The 17,418-nt window shown below is 32.3% G+C and carries 14 protein-coding genes; 9 read left to right on the forward strand and 5 right to left on the reverse strand.

Annotation, left to right across the window (positions count from 1 at the left end):
- The first annotated feature begins 15 nt into the window (after nt 1-15).
- The 3 genes from LB465_RS02950 to LB465_RS02960 are packed head-to-tail and all read left to right on the forward strand — an operon-like array spanning nt 16 to nt 2,799.
- Nucleotides 16-714, forward strand: a complete 699-nt coding sequence (locus LB465_RS02950; RefSeq protein ID WP_224466821.1) for a GIN domain-containing protein — start codon at nt 16-18, stop codon at nt 712-714.
- Entirely contained in the window at nt 711-1,376 is a 666-nt protein-coding gene (locus LB465_RS02955; protein WP_224466823.1) for an ABC transporter ATP-binding protein, read from the forward strand. Before LB465_RS02950 ends, LB465_RS02955 begins: the two co-directional genes overlap by 4 nt.
- 7 nt (nt 1,377-1,383) lie before the next feature.
- Nucleotides 1,384-2,799, forward strand: coding sequence for a TolC family protein (locus LB465_RS02960; RefSeq protein ID WP_224466826.1), 1,416 nt, complete (start codon nt 1,384-1,386; stop codon nt 2,797-2,799).
- Between the two features lie 381 nt (nt 2,800-3,180).
- On the opposite strand, the gene LB465_RS02965 is transcribed toward LB465_RS02960, so the two are convergent.
- Nucleotides 3,181-3,864 carry a response regulator transcription factor gene (locus tag LB465_RS02965; protein ID WP_224466828.1) on the reverse strand — a complete coding sequence of 228 codons (684 nt, stop codon included), beginning with the start codon at nt 3,862-3,864 and terminating at the stop codon, nt 3,181-3,183.
- On the reverse strand, nt 3,857-5,308 hold the full coding sequence (locus tag LB465_RS02970) for a sensor histidine kinase (protein WP_224466830.1): 1,452 nt from the start codon (nt 5,306-5,308) through the stop codon (nt 3,857-3,859). Before LB465_RS02970 ends, LB465_RS02965 begins: the two co-directional genes overlap by 8 nt.
- Nucleotides 5,309-5,495: 187 nt before the next feature.
- Between LB465_RS02970 and LB465_RS02975 the strand changes: the two genes are divergently transcribed.
- The 3 genes from LB465_RS02975 to LB465_RS02985 all read left to right on the forward strand — a co-directional run bounded on the left by LB465_RS02975 (nt 5,496) and on the right by LB465_RS02985 (nt 9,313).
- A complete protein-coding gene (locus LB465_RS02975; protein ID WP_224466832.1) occupies nt 5,496-6,317 on the forward strand; it encodes a GLPGLI family protein in 822 nt (273 codons plus the stop codon).
- Complete coding sequence (locus LB465_RS02980) at nt 6,314-8,899, forward strand: carboxypeptidase-like regulatory domain-containing protein (protein ID WP_224466834.1); 2,586 nt, start codon at nt 6,314-6,316, stop codon at nt 8,897-8,899. Before LB465_RS02975 ends, LB465_RS02980 begins: the two co-directional genes overlap by 4 nt.
- 96 nt (nt 8,900-8,995) lie before the next feature.
- The gene (locus tag LB465_RS02985) at nt 8,996-9,313 is read left to right on the forward strand and encodes a hypothetical protein (RefSeq protein ID WP_224466836.1); all 318 of its coding nucleotides are present in this window, start codon (nt 8,996-8,998) and stop codon (nt 9,311-9,313) included.
- A gap of 135 nt (nt 9,314-9,448) precedes the next feature.
- On the opposite strand, the gene LB465_RS02990 is transcribed toward LB465_RS02985, so the two are convergent.
- Complete coding sequence (locus tag LB465_RS02990) at nt 9,449-10,105, reverse strand: response regulator (RefSeq protein WP_224466839.1); 657 nt, start codon at nt 10,103-10,105, stop codon at nt 9,449-9,451.
- 9 nt (nt 10,106-10,114) lie between these two features.
- A complete protein-coding gene (locus LB465_RS02995) occupies nt 10,115-12,112 on the reverse strand; it encodes a tetratricopeptide repeat-containing sensor histidine kinase (protein WP_224466841.1) in 1,998 nt (665 codons plus the stop codon).
- Between the two features lie 368 nt (nt 12,113-12,480).
- Between LB465_RS02995 and LB465_RS03000 the strand changes: the two genes are divergently transcribed.
- The 3 genes from LB465_RS03000 to LB465_RS03010 all read left to right on the forward strand — a co-directional run bounded on the left by LB465_RS03000 (nt 12,481) and on the right by LB465_RS03010 (nt 16,387).
- Nucleotides 12,481-14,250, forward strand: coding sequence for an erythromycin esterase family protein (locus LB465_RS03000; protein WP_224466843.1), 1,770 nt, complete (start codon nt 12,481-12,483; stop codon nt 14,248-14,250).
- A gap of 23 nt (nt 14,251-14,273) precedes the next feature.
- On the forward strand, nt 14,274-15,206 hold the full coding sequence (locus LB465_RS03005; protein ID WP_224466845.1) for a hypothetical protein: 933 nt from the start codon (nt 14,274-14,276) through the stop codon (nt 15,204-15,206).
- Between the two features lie 365 nt (nt 15,207-15,571).
- On the forward strand, nt 15,572-16,387 hold the full coding sequence (locus tag LB465_RS03010; protein ID WP_224466847.1) for a hypothetical protein: 816 nt from the start codon (nt 15,572-15,574) through the stop codon (nt 16,385-16,387).
- 358 nt (nt 16,388-16,745) lie between these two features.
- Here LB465_RS03010 and LB465_RS03015 read toward each other — a convergent pair whose 3' ends face one another.
- Nucleotides 16,746-17,417 carry a response regulator gene (locus LB465_RS03015; protein ID WP_224466850.1) on the reverse strand — a complete coding sequence of 224 codons (672 nt, stop codon included), beginning with the start codon at nt 17,415-17,417 and terminating at the stop codon, nt 16,746-16,748.
- Between the last annotated feature and the right edge of the window lies 1 nt (nt 17,418).

Genomic DNA, 17,418 nt, shown 5'->3' on the forward strand with positions numbered 1-17,418 from the left:
TTAAAAACCAGAAAAATGAAAAAGTTATGTTTAAGTCTATTATTAATTGTAATTAATCATCAAATTCATTCTCAATCAAAGATCAATGTCGATGCTTTTAAAGAGCTTGAATTAAACTCAGGTATAAATGTTTCATTAATTCAAGATGGCCAGGAATTTATAAGGCTAAGCGATAATTTAACTAAGGAGGATATAGAAATTAAGGTAATAGACGGGAAATTAAAGATTTTATCGAAGGAGCAAAGCCTTGGCTTTAATCGATTGGACAGTGTCCATTTGATTATTCATTACAAGAGCTTAAGTCATATTTCAGTTATAGGAAATGAGAAAGTAAGTTTTGAAGGTATGCATAAGGGATCAGGATTGGAAATCAAGCTTTTCGATAATTCCAATTTAAGTTTGAATGAAGTAAAGTTAGATAACCTACAAGTTTATACCTATGGAGACAGTTTTCTTTTGATAGAAAATGGGTATTCAGAAGAAGCAGTGTATCGCTGCTATTCAAGTAGTAAGATCAACACGATACATATGGAAAGTGATTTATCTAAGGTCGTATCCTTTGGATCAAATTTTATTCGTGTTAATGCATCTGAACTATTAGATATCACCTCCTATGGAGATACAAAAATTGATTATATCGGAGATTTAAGACTAAAAAAGGGAATAATTGACGGTCGATTAAAGGTAAAAAAAATATTGAAAGAAAATTTATGATACAATTAGACCACATCTATAAATGGGTAAAATCGGGAGGAAGACGAGTGTTTTTACTTAATGATCTAAGCCTGCATATTGAAAAAGGGGAATTTTTATCCATAATGGGGACTTCGGGGTCTGGAAAATCAACGCTATTAAATGTCGTTGCGATGCTGGATGGTTTTGATGAAGGGGAATATTATTTTGAAGGAGAGGCTATCCACGATTTAAAGGCGAAAAAGAGGACCAGCATTTTCAATGAAAATATCGGTTTTATTTTCCAGGCCTATCATCTTTTGGATGAGCTCACGGTTTATGAGAACATAGAAACCCCTTTGCTTTATAAGAAAGTAAAAAGTTCGGAGCGCAAGGCACTTGTGGCTGACATACTGGATAAGTTCAATATCGTTGGGAAGAAGGATTTGTTTCCGCATCAGCTGAGCGGCGGACAGCAGCAACTGGTGGGTATAGCCAGGGCATTAATTATAAAACCTAAACTTATCCTTGCTGATGAGCCAACGGGTAATCTAAACTCTACTCAAAGTGATGAAATCATGAAACTTTTTAAAGAATTAAATGAAGAAGGAGTAACCATCATACAAGCTACGCATTCTGAAAATAATGCGGCCTACGGGTCCAGGACTATAAAGCTTTTGGATGGTAGTATATCAAAAAATTAAAAATAAGATGTTTCAAAAAATTACTTTCATAGTATTAATTTTTATTAGTGTTTCAGGTTTTACCCAGGAACAAGTGCTTGAATTGAGTCTTGAAGAAGCTATTAGTATTGGCTTAGAAAATAATCTGGATGTAAAAAGTTCGGAGTTAAGGGAAAGTACTAGTGAATTGGAATTTAAACAAACCCGAAATAGCAGACTACCTAATCTGAATGCAAATTATAACTACGGATTGAATAACGGTAGGAGTATAGATCCTTTTACCAATTCCTATATAGATGAAGAATTAAACTTCTCCAATGCAGGCTTGAATCTAGGCTTAAATCTCTTTAACGGATTTGAGCTCAGGAATAGAATTCAGCGAGACCGTTTTAATATGGAAGCTTCAGAAATGGAGGTTCAGCAGGCCAGGCAGGAAATGGTTCTAAATGTCACCCTTGCTTATTTTCAGGTTTTAAATAATACCGATTTGTTGGAACTTGCTAAAACAAGAAGAATAGCCACCCTTGATCAGTTGGAACGCCTTGAGACACTTAATGAAGAAGGGGAGGGGAATCCTGCCAATTATACCGATATACGCGGTCAGCTTGCCAATGATGATGCTTCAATTACCGATGCTTTAAATAATCTAAAAGCTTCAAAACTTGAATTAAGAAGGCTTTTAAACATAGAGGCTGATCTTGTGGTTGTGGCTGGTCAATTTGATATGGAACCGAGTGATTATGAATTTTCAGCTGATGAGGTTTTCAATGAATCTCTGGAAAACCTGGCAACCTTTAAGGCAGGTGAATTAAGGATTGAAGCTGCAAAAGAAAACGTGCAGGTATCCCGAAGTTTATATGCACCAGAAATCTCACTATTTGCCCAATTAAACACTAATTATTCAAGTCTAGCCCGGCTTTTTAATGAAACGGGGGCATCGATTGTTGAAACAGGAGAGTTTGTAAACGTAGGGGATAATAGTTATTCGGTAATGGAAGAGCAAACGAATTTTATGGAAGAGCAAATTCCATATCAGGATCAATTAATCAATAATTTAAATTCCAATATTGGGGTATCGCTAAGCATCCCAATTTTCAATGGGTTTAGGGCAAAAAATACTGTAGCATTACGAAAGATCGAATTAGAGGAGCAAAAAGTTGCCTATCAAAGGACTAAAAATGAGTTTGAACAAGCCATTCGTGAAGCTTATAGCGATATGAAAACTGCCTTAAATCGTTATTCAATATATAAAGAGCAGGTATCGGCATATTCCGAATCATTTCGTGTCAATGAAATTCGTTTTAACAGCGGGGTTTCTAATATAGTAGAATATATAATCAGTAAGAACAATCTTGATAACGCACGAATAAACCTGTCCAATGCTCGATATGAATACGTATTCAGAACAAAAATCCTGGATTATTATAGAGGATTATCAATTTAAATCTGATTTGAATGGGATTACAGCAGCAAGTAAAAATAGAAGCGAACGAAGTGCTGCAAGCCCCAAATCTACCAGAACTAATACTATTTTGTGTGATGGGAATAATAGACTACAGGAGACTCAATTCATAAAAGTGTACAAGTAGTGATTTTTATGTATTGAAAGACTATAATTGGAACCAGGTCTTTCCAGTTTGGAAAAGGCAGAATCACAAACAGTAACTGTTTCTATTTCCCAGTTAGTGCCTACAATTCATTTGATGATCATCAAATGAATTGTAGGCGTATTCTTCATTATCGATTTCAAGAGGTTAAACTAAAATTTAATTCTTTCATTCCACTTATTTCAGAATTAATGAGGGGAAAGCTAATAATTTTTCAATTATATTATCAATTTATATCCATACCCTCTTACATTAACGATCTGTATGTTTTTATCTTTGCTTAATTTCTTCCTCAGTTTGGAAATAAAGACATCCATACTACGAGCGCTAAAGAAATCATCGTTATTCCATAATTTTTTTAAGATAAAAGATCTGTCAAGAACTTGATTTTTGTTCTTACATAAATAGAATAAAAGTTGAGCTTCGCGGTGAGTAAGCATTTCTTTTTCTTCCTCTTTGTATGTGAGTGACTGTTTTGGAAAATCAAAGGTATATTGGCCAATCTTTAAAATTTCTGATATCTCCTGCAATTCTTTACGATTGAGGAGATTTTGAATACGTATAATCAACTCCTCCATACTAAAAGGCTTCTTTAAATAATCATTCCCCCCAACATTAAAACCTTCTACAACATCAATTGTTTGAGACTTAGCCGTTAGAAATATTATGGGAATTTTTTCATCAATTTGCCTTATTTCTTTTGCCAGGGTAAAGCCATCTTTTTTCGGCATCATCACATCCAGGACAAGGATTTGAGGTGCCATATCCTGGTACATTAGAAGCGCTTCATAGCCGTCTTTAGCTAGGTGTATTTCAAAACCTCTGGTTTCGAGGCTTTCCTTTATGATTTGGGAAAGGGTAAGTTCATCTTCAGCGAGTAATACTTTTATTTTCTCAGCCATTTACTGGGATTGTTATAATGAAGTTGGTCTGATTATTCAGGAGGAGTTCAATGCTACCTCCGTGTTTTTCAATTATATTTTTAGAGTAATAAAGGCCTATGCCAAAGCCCTTAACGTCGTGGGTGTTTCCTTTCGGTACCCTATAGAATTTATCGAACAACTGTTCTGCCTGATGTTTAGTAAGGTTTCCTCCATTATCGCTTATACCAATCTTTACGACTTCATTAATAGAGGAAACTGAAACTTCAATTTTATCACCTCCGTATTTCACTGCGTTATCTAAAATATTATTTAGTGCATTCTCCAAGTGAAAAGCATCTGCTATAACCGAAGTTTCGTTATCTTTTGTATAAAAGGTAAACTGATTTGTTGGGGCGAGGTTTTGGTGTTTTTCGATTAAGTCTGAAAGCATCAACTCCAGGTGTACTTTCTCTTTTTTAAATTGCAGGTTGTTTCCATCAATAGTAGCTGTTTCCAATAATTTTTCTACCATAAGTTGGAGCTTGTCAAGTTGTGCATTCGATACCTGAAGATAGTTCAGGGTTTTAACAGGATCGTTATCCTTATTAAACTTCTCAATTCCCTCCAGGGCTACTTTGGCGGTTGCGATGGGTGTTTTAAACTCGTGTGTAATATTACCGATAAGATCATTTTTAAGTTCTGCAAGTTGTTTTTGGCGATTGATAATTTTTAAGAGGAAAAAAAGGCAACCAATGACAATAGCTATTAAGGTCCCGGAGAGAATGATACCGATTGAATTTCGCCTTATAACCGTTGGGGCTAAATTTTCATAATGTAGTTCAAATGTACTGTCTTTAGGGAGGTATGGTGAATTTATTGTAGTTTTTCCTACCTCATTACCATTTATAATATTTTTATTATAAGACTGCGTAATACCTGTAGGACCTTGAAAAATATATGCATATTTGACATTAATGTCCAGTGATTTTAAATTCTTATCAATATAGGTATTAAGGATAGGAATTTCGAGGGTATCAGTTTTAAAAGACAGTATTACTAGTTTTGCAGGATTTTCTGAAATACCATTATCCTTAGATATTCTTGGTATTGAATCTAGATCACGAAGTTCTGTCCCCGTGATCACGTTCATATCAGCTATTTGATTTAGATCTAAGTTGTTAAGAATATCCAGTCCTAAATTTTTATTTTCACCGGATCCCCCTAATTTTTCAATAAGACTATCTACTTTAGAATTTCTTAAAATTTGACCATCTTCAGTGGTAAAAAACTTGAAAGTATTTCTCTCTTCCATATGCATAAAATAGGAATCAATAGCTTTATTGACGCTGTTTCCAACCTCCCTGATCAATTGTTTTTCTCCAGTCTTATAATTCTTGTAATTCCAATAAAACTGAATACATAAGGTTACTAAAATGACTATAGAGATGAAGTATAAAACATTTGTGAATTTGGCGTTTTGCATATTCAAAAGTAGATTATTATTGGTATGTCACCAAGTGCCGTTAACACACGTTAACGTTAGTTAACCATACAGAACAACTGTTTTGTGCATTTTTGATGATTAATAACCCAGGGATGAATAAGAGTTTCCTGATAAAAGAGTTCTCGAGGAGATTTCACCAATATTGAAATATTATAAAATGTGGATAGTGCGTATATTTTTTATGTTATCGCTGTTTTTTACCAATAGTGTATTTTCTCAGCAACAGCCTTATGATTATAAGATTGAAGTGCTTTATAGTATGACTTCCATACCTGATAGTAATGATGTCGATAAACAAAAATCTGAGATCATGAGTTTGTTAGTAGGTAATGAACAATCTTTATTTACATCGCGACGATATATCGCGATGGACTCTGCAATGACTAGTGAACTGAAAAAAGGTAATTCATTTGGTCCATCAATGTCATTCTATGAAGAAAGGGGAACCAAAACAACAATGACAATTTTTAAAACCTCTTCCAATATTATATACTACGGTAAACCCGCCCCCTTCATAAATAAAGTATATCAATATTATGAAAGTAAACCTATTCTAGATTGGAAAATTAAAGATGAAACTACGCTTATTTCCGGGATAGAATGTCAGAAGGCTACTGCAAGGTTTGGAGGAAGAAAATGGATAGCCTGGTTTGCACCTTCTATTGGGGTTAATGAGGGCCCCTATAAATTTAGTGGCTTACCAGGTTTAATTGTAAATATTTATGATGAAAAAAAGCATTGGATCATGGAACTGATGCGAATTAGAAATATAGATAAAAGTTTAGATCTAAATTTCAGCAATATTAAACCAGAACTTATTGGAAGTAAGACCAGATTTTTAGAAGAGAAAAAATATAGCATGGAAAATAGATTGCAAATAATGCAATCTAAAGGTTGGACCTATGAAAAACCAATGGCTACAAGAAAAAGATTTGATAAAGAGGCAAAGGAGGATAATAACTGGATTGAATTTTTAATTTCAGAATGATATCAAAATATCTACTATTCTTTATGGCATTCTCCTTAGCTATTTCTTCGTATTCACAACAAATAATCTCAGGAAAAATAAAGGACTCTGCCAGTAACCCTATAAGTAATGCAAATGTTTCTTTTAAAACAGTTGATGGCACTAGTATTTTGGGCTATACTATAACAGATAATACCGGTGATTTTGAACTGAAAATGGCTTCAGAAATAGATAGTATTATTTTAAATATATCTCATATTAGCTTTCAACCTTTAGTTGAAAATATTAATACTAAGAACTACAAAACTGTCTTTTACCTAAAAAAACAGATTGATGCATTAGAGGAAATAGTAGTTAAGTCACCTCCGCCCATTTATAAAAAAAGAGATACCATAAATTATAATGTGAGTGCATTTTCTGATAATAATGATAAAGCTATTAGAGACATTATTGAAAAACTCCCTGGAATAGAAATGGATGGGGATAAAATACTGTATAACAACAGGCCTATTCAAAAGTTTTATATCAATGGGTTAGATATGCTCGAAGGAAAATACAGTCTGGCCAATGAAAACTTGCCTGCAGAGGCTGTGAAATCAGTACAGGTGGTAGAAAATGATCAGCCTATAAAAATATTAGATTCGCTAGTTTTTTCTGATCGAGCCTCTTTAAATTTAAAACTTAAAAACGACATTACAGTTACTGGAACAACTCGGGCAGGAATTGGTGGATCTCCTTTAAGTTGGGATGTCAACACCACTCCTATGCTTTTTAGAAAAAACATCCAGGGATTAGGCTCTTATCAAGCCAATAATATAGGGAAAGGTATAGAAAAACAACTTGAAGATTTAACCGTTGAAGATTATGAAACAAATGAGAGAAAGGAATTTGTGAAGTTAGTTGGGGTTATGCCTCCTCCAATTGAAAGCAAGCGTTGGATCTTTAATAATATTAATTTTTTAAGTACAAATTTTATAAAAAAGTTTGATAACGATTTAGAAATTAAGGGTGGGGTATCTTATTTAAATAATAATACAGATCAGTCTTCGTATTCTGAAAAAAGAATATTTACTGGAGAAAATGAAATCAGACTAAATGAAGAAATAAATACCTTTCAAAACCAGAATAATATCAAAGGCAATTTCACGCTTCATACCAATAAGAAAAGACTTTATTTTGAGAATAAATTAAGTTTTGAACACGAGGCAAATCAAGGAAAAGAATCAGTTGTCGCAAATAATTCAGATATTTTTCAAAAAAAAGTAGACAAATATTCCATCATTAAAAACGATTTAGATTTAAAGACTTTTGTAGGAAAGAAATTAATCCAATTTAATTCTTCGAGTCATATAATTACCTCACCTCAGGCTTTAAATGTATCCTATTCAGATACTACTAGCGCGATTCAAAATATTGAATTAAATGACTGGCGAACCAAAAATTCGGCAAGTTTTATTGAGCGGGTTTCCAATTTCACAATAATTCCTGAAGTTGGATTTTTACTGGAAAAGAAAACTTTAAATAGCCATCTTCAAGAACAAAATGGAAATGAAATGGATGATAATGGAAACGAAATCTCAAAAATTTCGGCAATTCCATATTTAAGTTTAGGAACTCAGTTTAATTCAAAAAACTTGAATATTGAATTAAACCTTCCATTTAGGATGACTTCGATCAAATTACTTGATGATAACGAGTTAAATAATAAGATTGATAAACTATTAATCTTTCCGCATGTTAAACTGAAATATGATTTAAATTCAAAATGGAGTGTAAGAATTGGCAGTGGTTTCAGTCAAATTTTTAGTGAAATAGATCAATTATATAGTAGTCCCATTTTAGTGAATTACAGGAATATTCAAAGGTTTCCTTCGAATCTTAGGGGTACTAAAATTTTAGATAGTTATTTATCTTCTTCGTTTAAAAATCCATTAAAAGGAACGTTTATAGATTTTTCCTTGTCTAATTTAGAGCGGTTTAGAGATTTTACTCCATCATATACTATAAACGAGAACGGTTTTTATCGTTTTAATCTAATTGATGTACCAAGTCAACAATCATCTTTTAAGTTTAATTCCAATTTGGGTAAATTTTTAAGAAAATCAAAAACGGTTTTAAAACTCAAAAATTCGGTTAGTTTTGATTCTTCTAGGGAAAAATTGGATAGCCAGGAAAATAATATTGAAAATTATACCTATAGTGTAGGATTACAAGTTAATAACACTTTATTAGAATGGTTGGTAGTGGATTTTGAAAATCGATTTCTCTATTCCAAAAAATATATTGATGGGGATGAAAGAACTTCATATTCCTTGCAAGAATATAATTTTGATTTAAGCATAATGCCTTATGAAGGTCATCTAGTTTCCTTCAACCAGAATTACACTATTAATCAATTTCAAAATTCAACAAGCTCCTATTTTGCAGATTTAGAATATCAAATTCAGGTTCCTGAATGGGATATTGAACTTGAATTAGGATTACAGAATATTTTCAATGAAAAAGAATATATTTCACTTTTCAACACTGATTTTTCTGTTGTTGAAAATATTACTCATCTGCGACCAAGGCTCATTTTTATAGGTCTTGATCTAAAATTTTAATATGTTGTGTAACACTATTAGATTTTATAATATAGAAAAAAATATACCAGTGCATTTAATTACATATTGCCTGCAAGATTAACTAAATCAATAATTATGAAACAAATAAAGAGATTGTGTTTTTTTCTGAGCATTATAAGCGTTGCTATTAGCTGCGAGACAGAGACTGAAATTTGCGACAAGGGAGAGCCCGCAAAGTTATATTATACGCCTGACTGTGCAACAATCAACGGATATATAGTACTGGAAGATAGTAATAAAACCTTTGTTTTTCAACACGAAATCGATGAACAATTTCAGAAAACTGAAATCAATGTCTGTGTACAGTATGAAATTGAAACAGAGCCTATACCACTGACAGCTGAGTGCACACAAGCTGATGTAATTATTATTACTTCTCTTCAAAATAGGTGAAACAGTGATAATTACTTTCAATTTTTGAAGGACCGGAGAAAAAAAATCTCTTTGGCAGATTTAGAAATATTTTAATTATTTCAGTAAAAAAGTCAATCCTATTGGAGCAGAATATATAGTAATTAGGAAAAATAATTATAAATATCCCAGCTGCCTTGCTTTGTCTAAAATTTCTCTATCGCCCCCGCGATTGATTCCAAAGACTTCTTTGATTCTACGTTTTCTTTTTTCTATGGCTCCCAGGGATAAAGGGATATAATCTACAAGGTGACTGGTTTTAGTCCCTTTAGACAATTGAAAGATTATACGGCGATCATAATCGTCTAGAACTGAATCTTGATTTTGCTGTTTATTTAATTTTTTGATGGTTTCACTGTAATATTTTTCACCGTTCATTACTCCTTTTACAGCCTCAACCAATTCCAAAGGCATCACTTCACTTTTAATAAGAAATGAGTCTGGATTGACATTCTCTATGATATTTGTCAAACGTATTTTCTCACTAAACATAGTAAGAATAATTATTTTAGTGCTAAGAAATTTTTGTCTTATGAATACTCCGAGATCTTCACCCGACAAAATTTTTCCATTAGCGCAAGGAGGGATTTTTATGTCTAGAAGGACGATATCATAATTTGATCCAGGCCTTTCAAGTTTAGAAATTGCAGTATCACAATTAGTGGCAGTATCTATTTCCAGGTTAAAATCTTTTTCCTGTAACAACGTGTTTTTATAACCTTCAAGGATCATTGGATGATCATCCACCATAAGGATCGATAAAGTGTTTTTCATAATAAAATTTTAAAGAGGAATCTCAATTCTGATTTCGGTTCCCTGGTTCACTTTGGATTTAATATTGAATATCCCATTCAGTTCCCTGGTTCGGGATTGCATGTTTTTTAGACCTATACCTTCAGTAAGAATGGAGGTATCGAATCCTATACCATTATCCTGAGTTAGTAAAACTAATTGATCTTTTCTAAATCCAATTGTAACACGAACTTCATTTGCTCGGGAGTGTTGTCTAATATTTTTTACAGACTCCTGTAAAATCCTTAAAAAGTGAAGTTTAATATTACCAGGAATACTATCCCAATCTATATCTTCATCCACCTTGAGATTATAAGAAAAAGAATTCTCGGTCTGGTCAGAAAGAACTTCCTCTAGAATTGACAAATATCCAAATTCTGCTGTAAAAAATGGGGCATTTAATTTATGGGATAGGTGTCTTAATTCGTTGCTTAATACTTTTAGATCTTTTAAGTATTTTTCCCTTTGTTGAACTGAGGTGTCATCTGATTTAGAATTAAGGCTGGTAAGGCTTAACCTCAACCCAAAAAGTTTCGACAAAATACCATCGTGAATTTCTTCAGAAAGGCGCTTTCTTTCTTTTTGACGCCCTTCTTCCTTAAGACTATGCTGGTTAAGAAGAAGCTTCAATACTTTCTCATTGGCCTCCTGTTGTTCTTGTTTTAAACCTAATTCACGGTTTTTGGTTCTCTGGTTTTTAATTACAAATCCTGAAATCCCAAGTAATGCGATACCCAGGGAAATACCTATAAACAAATTACGCTGACCGCTAAGTTCTTCATTTTTAGCTATGTATTGATCTGTATCAAACTTTATTTTTGTGAATTTATTTCTTAATGATCTTTCGGTTTGCTGCAAACTATCGCTTAGAGTTATATATTCATCCAAATACTTTTTAGCGTTTTTAGTATCGTAAACAGAAAGTAACTTTAAAGAAGCTAGAATGTTTTTATTATTTGATGTTTCATTAGCTAGAATTTTAGCTTCAGTAGCTAGTGCAATAGCTTTTGCGGTGTCCTGCTTAAAAGCATAGAATTCACTTAAATGAATCTTATTTATAATTATACCAGCGGTATGTTCAATGCTATCTCTTATCCTTAAAGCCTGATTAAACGATTTTTGGACGCCTGTGGTATCTTTCAATAAAACCTTTGAATAGGCTCTATTGTCGAGAGCCATGGCAAATAATTCCGGACTTATAATTCTTAGACTATCGGATGATAAAGCCTTATTGAAAAATTTAATAGCCTTTTTGTTGTCATTATTGTATTGATGTAATACACCTATATTGTTATAATGATTTGGAAAATATGGGAATTTGTTTCGATTCCTTATTTTTTCAATATGATCAAATGCCAGATTATAGTGATGGATTGCTTTTTCATATTCTTTAATTTCAACATAGATAATTCCAAGGTTGTTATAAGCATAATATAACCATTGATTGTCTCCAGAACCTTTTAGATGCTCAATTGCTTTTGCATTAGAAATCTCTCCAGCTGTATAGTCTTTTATTTTCATCTGGATTAAAGCCATATTTATTAATAAACGTCCGGCTCTTTTAGGTTGATTTAATCTTTCATAAATAGAATATGCCTTTGAATACATTAAAAACGAGCTGTCCTGTAAGTCTCTTGATCCATAAAAAAGGGCTGCATCCCAATACGAATCTGCCACTCCTATAGAGTCGTTCATTTTAAACGATTGTTTTCTACTTTTTTCGTTCCAGGATTTGAACTGCTTTGGTTCATCAGTTCTCATATAGTAACGTGAAATTTTTAATAAAAGGTCTTTTTTTATAGAATCACTCTCGACGTCTTCTAAGATGTTATTTAAAGAGTCGTTTTTTTGAATATTAATTATATCCTTCAACTCCAAAATCGAGTAAAGGCGAGCCATCCGCTCATTGTCATTTTCCGCCGGTGGCTTTTGATTGCAGGAACTTACAGTAAAAAGTAAAGAAAAAAGAATAATTATTCTTACTACCAATTCTCTGAGTTTAGGATGATAAACTTAAAACTTCTTGATGAGAGTAATCAAATTTCAGATCATAAAAAAGTAAGGTTTTACCTTACTTTTTTTAGAAGATATCAATGTAGTTTAGCGGCCTTGAATTAGCCATGTGAATCGATTATAAACTCTAAAAAAAATAAAAATGACAATTATTGTTTTTCATCTTCTAAATGAATTGATAAAAATAATCTTATAACCCTTGTAATATGTTTAGATAACCAACGGAATTTAAAAGTGGGAGATAAACGATACTTGAACCTAAACTAGATGAAATTGAAATGATGGTATTGAAAAATGATAAGGAAATAGAAGTGACTCTCCAAAAGAATAAAATGTTATAAAGTATGAGTATTGAAAGCTTGTTGAAAAAGAAACAGCATGTAATCTTTACTCTGTTTTTGTTATTGAATTTAACTCACTTATTTAGCCAGCAAACCGAAAGTAACAAATGCCGGCCAATTTTCAATCCCCAAACATTGAATTTTGAAGATGGGTTTTCCTTTTCGAATCCATCAGTAAACAGCAGCGCTTCAAATGAATATAAAGTATCTTTAGATAGCACAGAATTTCGAGAGGGCTTAAGAAGCCTTAAAGTAGAGGGGGCTAATTCTTCATCTAAAACATTTGCGACTACATCATTTGAGGTGCCTTTAAAACTTAGCGAAGGTACTAAAATCAATGTATCTGTTTGGGTGAAAACAGATTCCCTGGTGGGAGAAAATGGAGGGGCTATCTTACGCTTAATGGCATATTCCAATAAAAAATCATCCACCCCAGCGCTATTTGAGTTTAGTCAAAATATACTGAGTGGAAATACTCCATGGACCAAAATTACCATAGAATCAGTTTTAGAACAAGATTTGAATCACCTAATAATAAGCGGCTTGGTTCAGGGTCTGGGTAAGGTCTGGTTTGATGATTTTATAGTAAAAGTTAATGAAGTACCATTAGCAATAGAAGATTTTCAAAAGATTGAAAAATATCAGAAATCGATTAAAAAGGAAATTTTCAAATATACTAAAGCTTTTGAGCCATCTGATTATCCAACTATTGGCGATGAATTTTCAAAAATTCGTCTTATTGGTTTGGGAGAGGCAACTCACGGTACAAAACAAATATTTGAAATAAAGAAGGATCTTATAACCTACCTTATAATTAATCAAAATGTAAGAAAGATAGCTTTGGAAGCTTACTATCAAAATACTGAGGTTTTGAATGATTACATACTAACTGGGGAAGGCAATGCAAAGGAGATTTTGGCAAATCTTGAGTTTTGGCCGTATTATAATAGGCAGTTTCTTGAACTTATAGAATGGCTTAAAAATTATAATAATTCAAATTCCGATAAAGTTTCTATAACAGGTATAGATGTTCAATCTGCCGAACAATCATTACAGTTTTTAAAAGATAAATTTAAGGATAATAGCGAATTCTATTCTGTTTTAGAAGAATTAGATACTGATACGGTACCCTTTGCTCAAAAACTTGAACTTTCTAATGAACTAAAAAGTATCCTACGAGAAAGCGATCAGGATAAAAAAATAAACAAGAATGCGGAAACGCTTACTCAGTCATACTACCTGAATCAATTCAGTGGATTAGAATATTCTCACAAGAGAGACAGTTTAATGGCATTGAATACAGAAAATTTGGTAAAAGAATTACCTAAAAATTCAAAAGCCATACTTTGGGGACATGACCTACATGTCCAGAAGAAAAAGGGATGGACTGGAGGTTTTCTTTCAGAACGTCTTGGTGATAATTACCTTAATTTCGGATTTTTACTTGGTTCAGGGACATTTACTGCGCTAGATAGGTATACTCGGGATTTACATAGTGAGAATATATTAAATCCAGTAGTATGTAGTTCTTTAGAATCCATATTAGCTGGATTTCAAGCTCCAGTCCAGTTACTAAATATAAAAAAGGCAGCAGAAAATCCACTTCTTAATCATCGTTTATTTAAAGAAGATATTTACAAAAGGTCAATTGGTGCATTAGATAAGAATATGCAATTCGAGTCTTTAGGAAATTATCCACAGGAGCTATTTGACTATTTAATCTTCATAAAATATTCAGAAGGTTCTGATATGCTGAATGTCAGGAACAATTGAATCAAATTTAAAAATAATTCACCATGAAATTGATTAAGTTTTTCTTATTGATTTTAATCTTAGTTTCCTGTGATAAGGATGAATCCGATTCGCCACTTCAAATTTCCTCGAAATTAATTGAAATGGAAGGGGAAGGAGGACAGGCAGAAGTTTCTGTTACAGGTAATCCCTGGAAAATCTCAGAAATAGTAAATCGAGATGGAAATGTAACTATAAAAGGGGATGTCTATTCCGATAATGAAGAACATCTTATAGAGAATAAACGTTTAGCATTGGAGGGCCTGGGACAGTTAAATGCGCTATGGTCTAATAAAGGTTTTAAAATAATAAGGAATTCCCCAACATCACTAAAAATTATTGTGGAAGAGAACAGTTCGGGAGAGTCGTTTAATTTTGTTATAGTTTTAGAGTCCCAAGGTGAGTTAAAAGAAATTCTTGTTAGTCAGAAAAAATCTCAAGGCTATCAATTTGAAAAAATAGAATATTTCTTAAAAGAGAATGATGGCGATTCCATTTACAAAAAAAGGGGTGTGGGATACAAATTCGATATTATGGCTTCCCAGGAGTTTTCATTTAATCCAATTAATGGAGTTGATGTCAATAGAAGCTCATATTATGAGAGTTCAGAAAATGATGCCTTTGTTTGGATCAAACAGGATTCAGTAAAGGTTAAGTTTCCTGTGAATATCTATGAGGACGAGATCACTTATTCCGAAGAAAAAATTCTTTATACAAATACAGTAAGTAATGAGGAGCACAGGTTTCAAAATTTGTCAGAAACAGTAACCCTCCCAAAAGGCGAATCTGAATTGTATACTGAAGTCGAGTATAGAAAGCGTAAAATTTCATACGTTCTACACCTTTTAAATAATCGGACAAACGAGCCGAAAACAATTGAAGGAATATGGATAGAATATGCTCCTACTGGCGAATATTCTATTCATTGGCAGAATTAAAAAAAATAGAAAAAAGTCCAGTCCGTGAACGGAAGTTCAGGTTATGAGTTTACAACCCAGGATGTGAAATTTTAGAGTTACAGTATCATAGGATCAAACACAAAAAAATACATAGAGTAAAAAAAATGAACGTTCCAAAGAAATTAATTTTAGTTTTTTTGTTGCTATTTGCTCATAAAAACTATGCGCAGCTACAATTTTTAAATATGGAAACTGAGGAACCAATTTCCAATGTAAAAGTTTTTAATAAGCATGGGAAAATTCTAGGGATCAGTAATAGCAAAGGCAGCATTAAACCAGAGCGTTATGAAATTAAAAAAAGTGATTCTCTGAGTATTTTTCACTCCGATTTTACAGGGGAAAATTTGACATATAAAGAATTAGTGGATCGAGAAAAAATTTTTCTTAAACCCACAGTGATAAAAAATTTAGAGCAAGTAATAATTACAGGAAAAAAACCCAGGTACTTAAAAATCACCGGGTATTTTTTAAGTTATCAGTTAATTGATAATGTTGCGCAGTCTTTTTCTGATGGAACAATCGAGTATTATATAGATCTAAAAAGAAATAAAATCAAAGCATATCATATTAAGAATTCGAGATTATTCAAAAATGAAAAATGGATTGAAGAATTAAGAAAGGAAAAATCAAAGGTAATAAGTATGCTTGGTTCCAATATTTTACCTTTCAATTTTAAGGAAGAAATATTGCTTAACGAGTGGGATGATCCTGAAACAAAATTTGAAAACATCCTGGATAAAGATGAAGTAGGAAATTTGCTAAGCGATAATACGAATTCGATTATCACAATTGAATATTATACTCCGAAAAATCCCAGAACAATCTCTCTTTTGGGATTAGAGACAATAGTTGATCATTATTTGATCAGAGAGAAATTTAAATCGGATAAACCAAACATTGAACAACTCGAAAGTGTTTCAAAATATTATAGTAGCGAGCTGAAAAAGAAAGGTCAGAAATTAGACTATCAATTAGAACAAGATTTCATTGTAAGTAATTTCACCTATTTGAATAAAGAGCAGTACAAAATCGCTACGGAGGAGTTAAATAAGAACTTAGCAACCAGATATTCATCAAACTACTGGGAAGAATTTTTGAGCTTTATTCCTCCTAGAATAAAAAATTTACTTTATAATGATATGAAACTAATTAAAAAATAGAAAACTGAAATTAAAAATTGAAATATATCGCCTACTGATGAGAGAGATTCGGGAAAAGGATTAACAACCTGGGTTGTTAATTATAAAATGCTGATGGTCTTACAAACTATTCTTCAATAATCTTATAAATATGATGACCGTTTAATACTTCAGTAGATATTTGATGTTCAAACCTTCAGTTTTAAAACTATAACTGAATTTCAAGTATGTCATAATCCTTATTGACTCTAAAGTGGAAGGGGAGGGCTTGATTGAATTCGAACTAAATTTTCTGGATTTGAAGTATCACCCTTATCAGTTAGAAATTGTTTAAACATTAATATGGGGGAAGATTAAAGTATCAAATCACACTTTTTGTTTAAATATATCCACTTTCCCTGGCTTTGTTTAATAATGCTTTATTACCTTCTCCGTTAACTCCAAACACTACTTTAAGTTTTTTCTTTCTATCCTCAACCGCTCTTAAAGAGAGGTTCACATATTTGGGAAGATCCTTAGTCTTGGTGCCTAAAGAAAGCTGGTAAAGCATCACTCTATCTATTTCATCAATTGAGGATTTTTGGGCTACTCCCGAACTAAGAAGACTTGAAATTTTAGAACCATAGTAAGGAGGTGAGTACATGACTTTATCTAAGCAATGAATTAACTCTTTGGAAGTCGTTTCGCCCTTTATTAAGAAACCATCTGGTTGAATATTTGATAAAATGTTGAAAATTCTAAAAGTATCTTCTAAAACCGTCAGAATAATAATTTTGATTTCGGGAAACTTATTCTTTATTCTAACCCCGAGGTCTTCTCCAGAATGGATTTTGCTTTCTTCTAAAACTGGAAAATTTATATCCAGAAAAACTACAGAATAATTACCTTTTTTAATTTTTTCCCAGGCATAGTCGCAATTATCTGCCATATCAATATTAAAATTTAGAGCCCTGAAAATTTTAGATTTAGATATTACGTTTTTATATCCTTCCATAATCATATGGTGATCATCTATTAATAATATATCTAAATCTTTATTTACCTCCTGCATT

Origin of the sequence: Salegentibacter lacus (assembly GCF_020164555.1) — a bacterium.
Taxonomy (GTDB): Bacteria; Bacteroidota; Bacteroidia; order Flavobacteriales; family Flavobacteriaceae; genus Salegentibacter; species Salegentibacter lacus.

Bases quoted from the DNA above. Each gene is read 5' to 3' on its own strand.
- LB465_RS02965 (WP_224466828.1), bottom strand. From the start codon at position 3,864: ATGGCTGAGAAAATAAAAGTATTACTCGCTGAAGATGAACTTACCCTT.
- LB465_RS02980 (WP_224466834.1), top strand. From the start codon at position 6,314: ATGATATCAAAATATCTACTATTCTTTATGGCATTCTCCTTAGCTATT.
- LB465_RS02960 (WP_224466826.1), top strand. From the start codon at position 1,384: ATGTTTCAAAAAATTACTTTCATAGTATTAATTTTTATTAGTGTTTCA.
- LB465_RS03005 (WP_224466845.1), top strand. From the start codon at position 14,274: ATGAAATTGATTAAGTTTTTCTTATTGATTTTAATCTTAGTTTCCTGT.
- LB465_RS02955 (WP_224466823.1), top strand. From the start codon at position 711: ATGATACAATTAGACCACATCTATAAATGGGTAAAATCGGGAGGAAGA.
- LB465_RS03000 (WP_224466843.1), top strand. From the start codon at position 12,481: ATGAGTATTGAAAGCTTGTTGAAAAAGAAACAGCATGTAATCTTTACT.
- LB465_RS02950 (WP_224466821.1), top strand. From the start codon at position 16: ATGAAAAAGTTATGTTTAAGTCTATTATTAATTGTAATTAATCATCAA.
- LB465_RS02990 (WP_224466839.1), bottom strand. From the start codon at position 10,105: ATGAAAAACACTTTATCGATCCTTATGGTGGATGATCATCCAATGATC.
- LB465_RS03015 (WP_224466850.1), bottom strand. From the start codon at position 17,417: ATGCAGGAGGTAAATAAAGATTTAGATATATTATTAATAGATGATCAC.
- LB465_RS02970 (WP_224466830.1), bottom strand. From the start codon at position 5,308: ATGCAAAACGCCAAATTCACAAATGTTTTATACTTCATCTCTATAGTC.
- LB465_RS02985 (WP_224466836.1), top strand. From the start codon at position 8,996: ATGAAACAAATAAAGAGATTGTGTTTTTTTCTGAGCATTATAAGCGTT.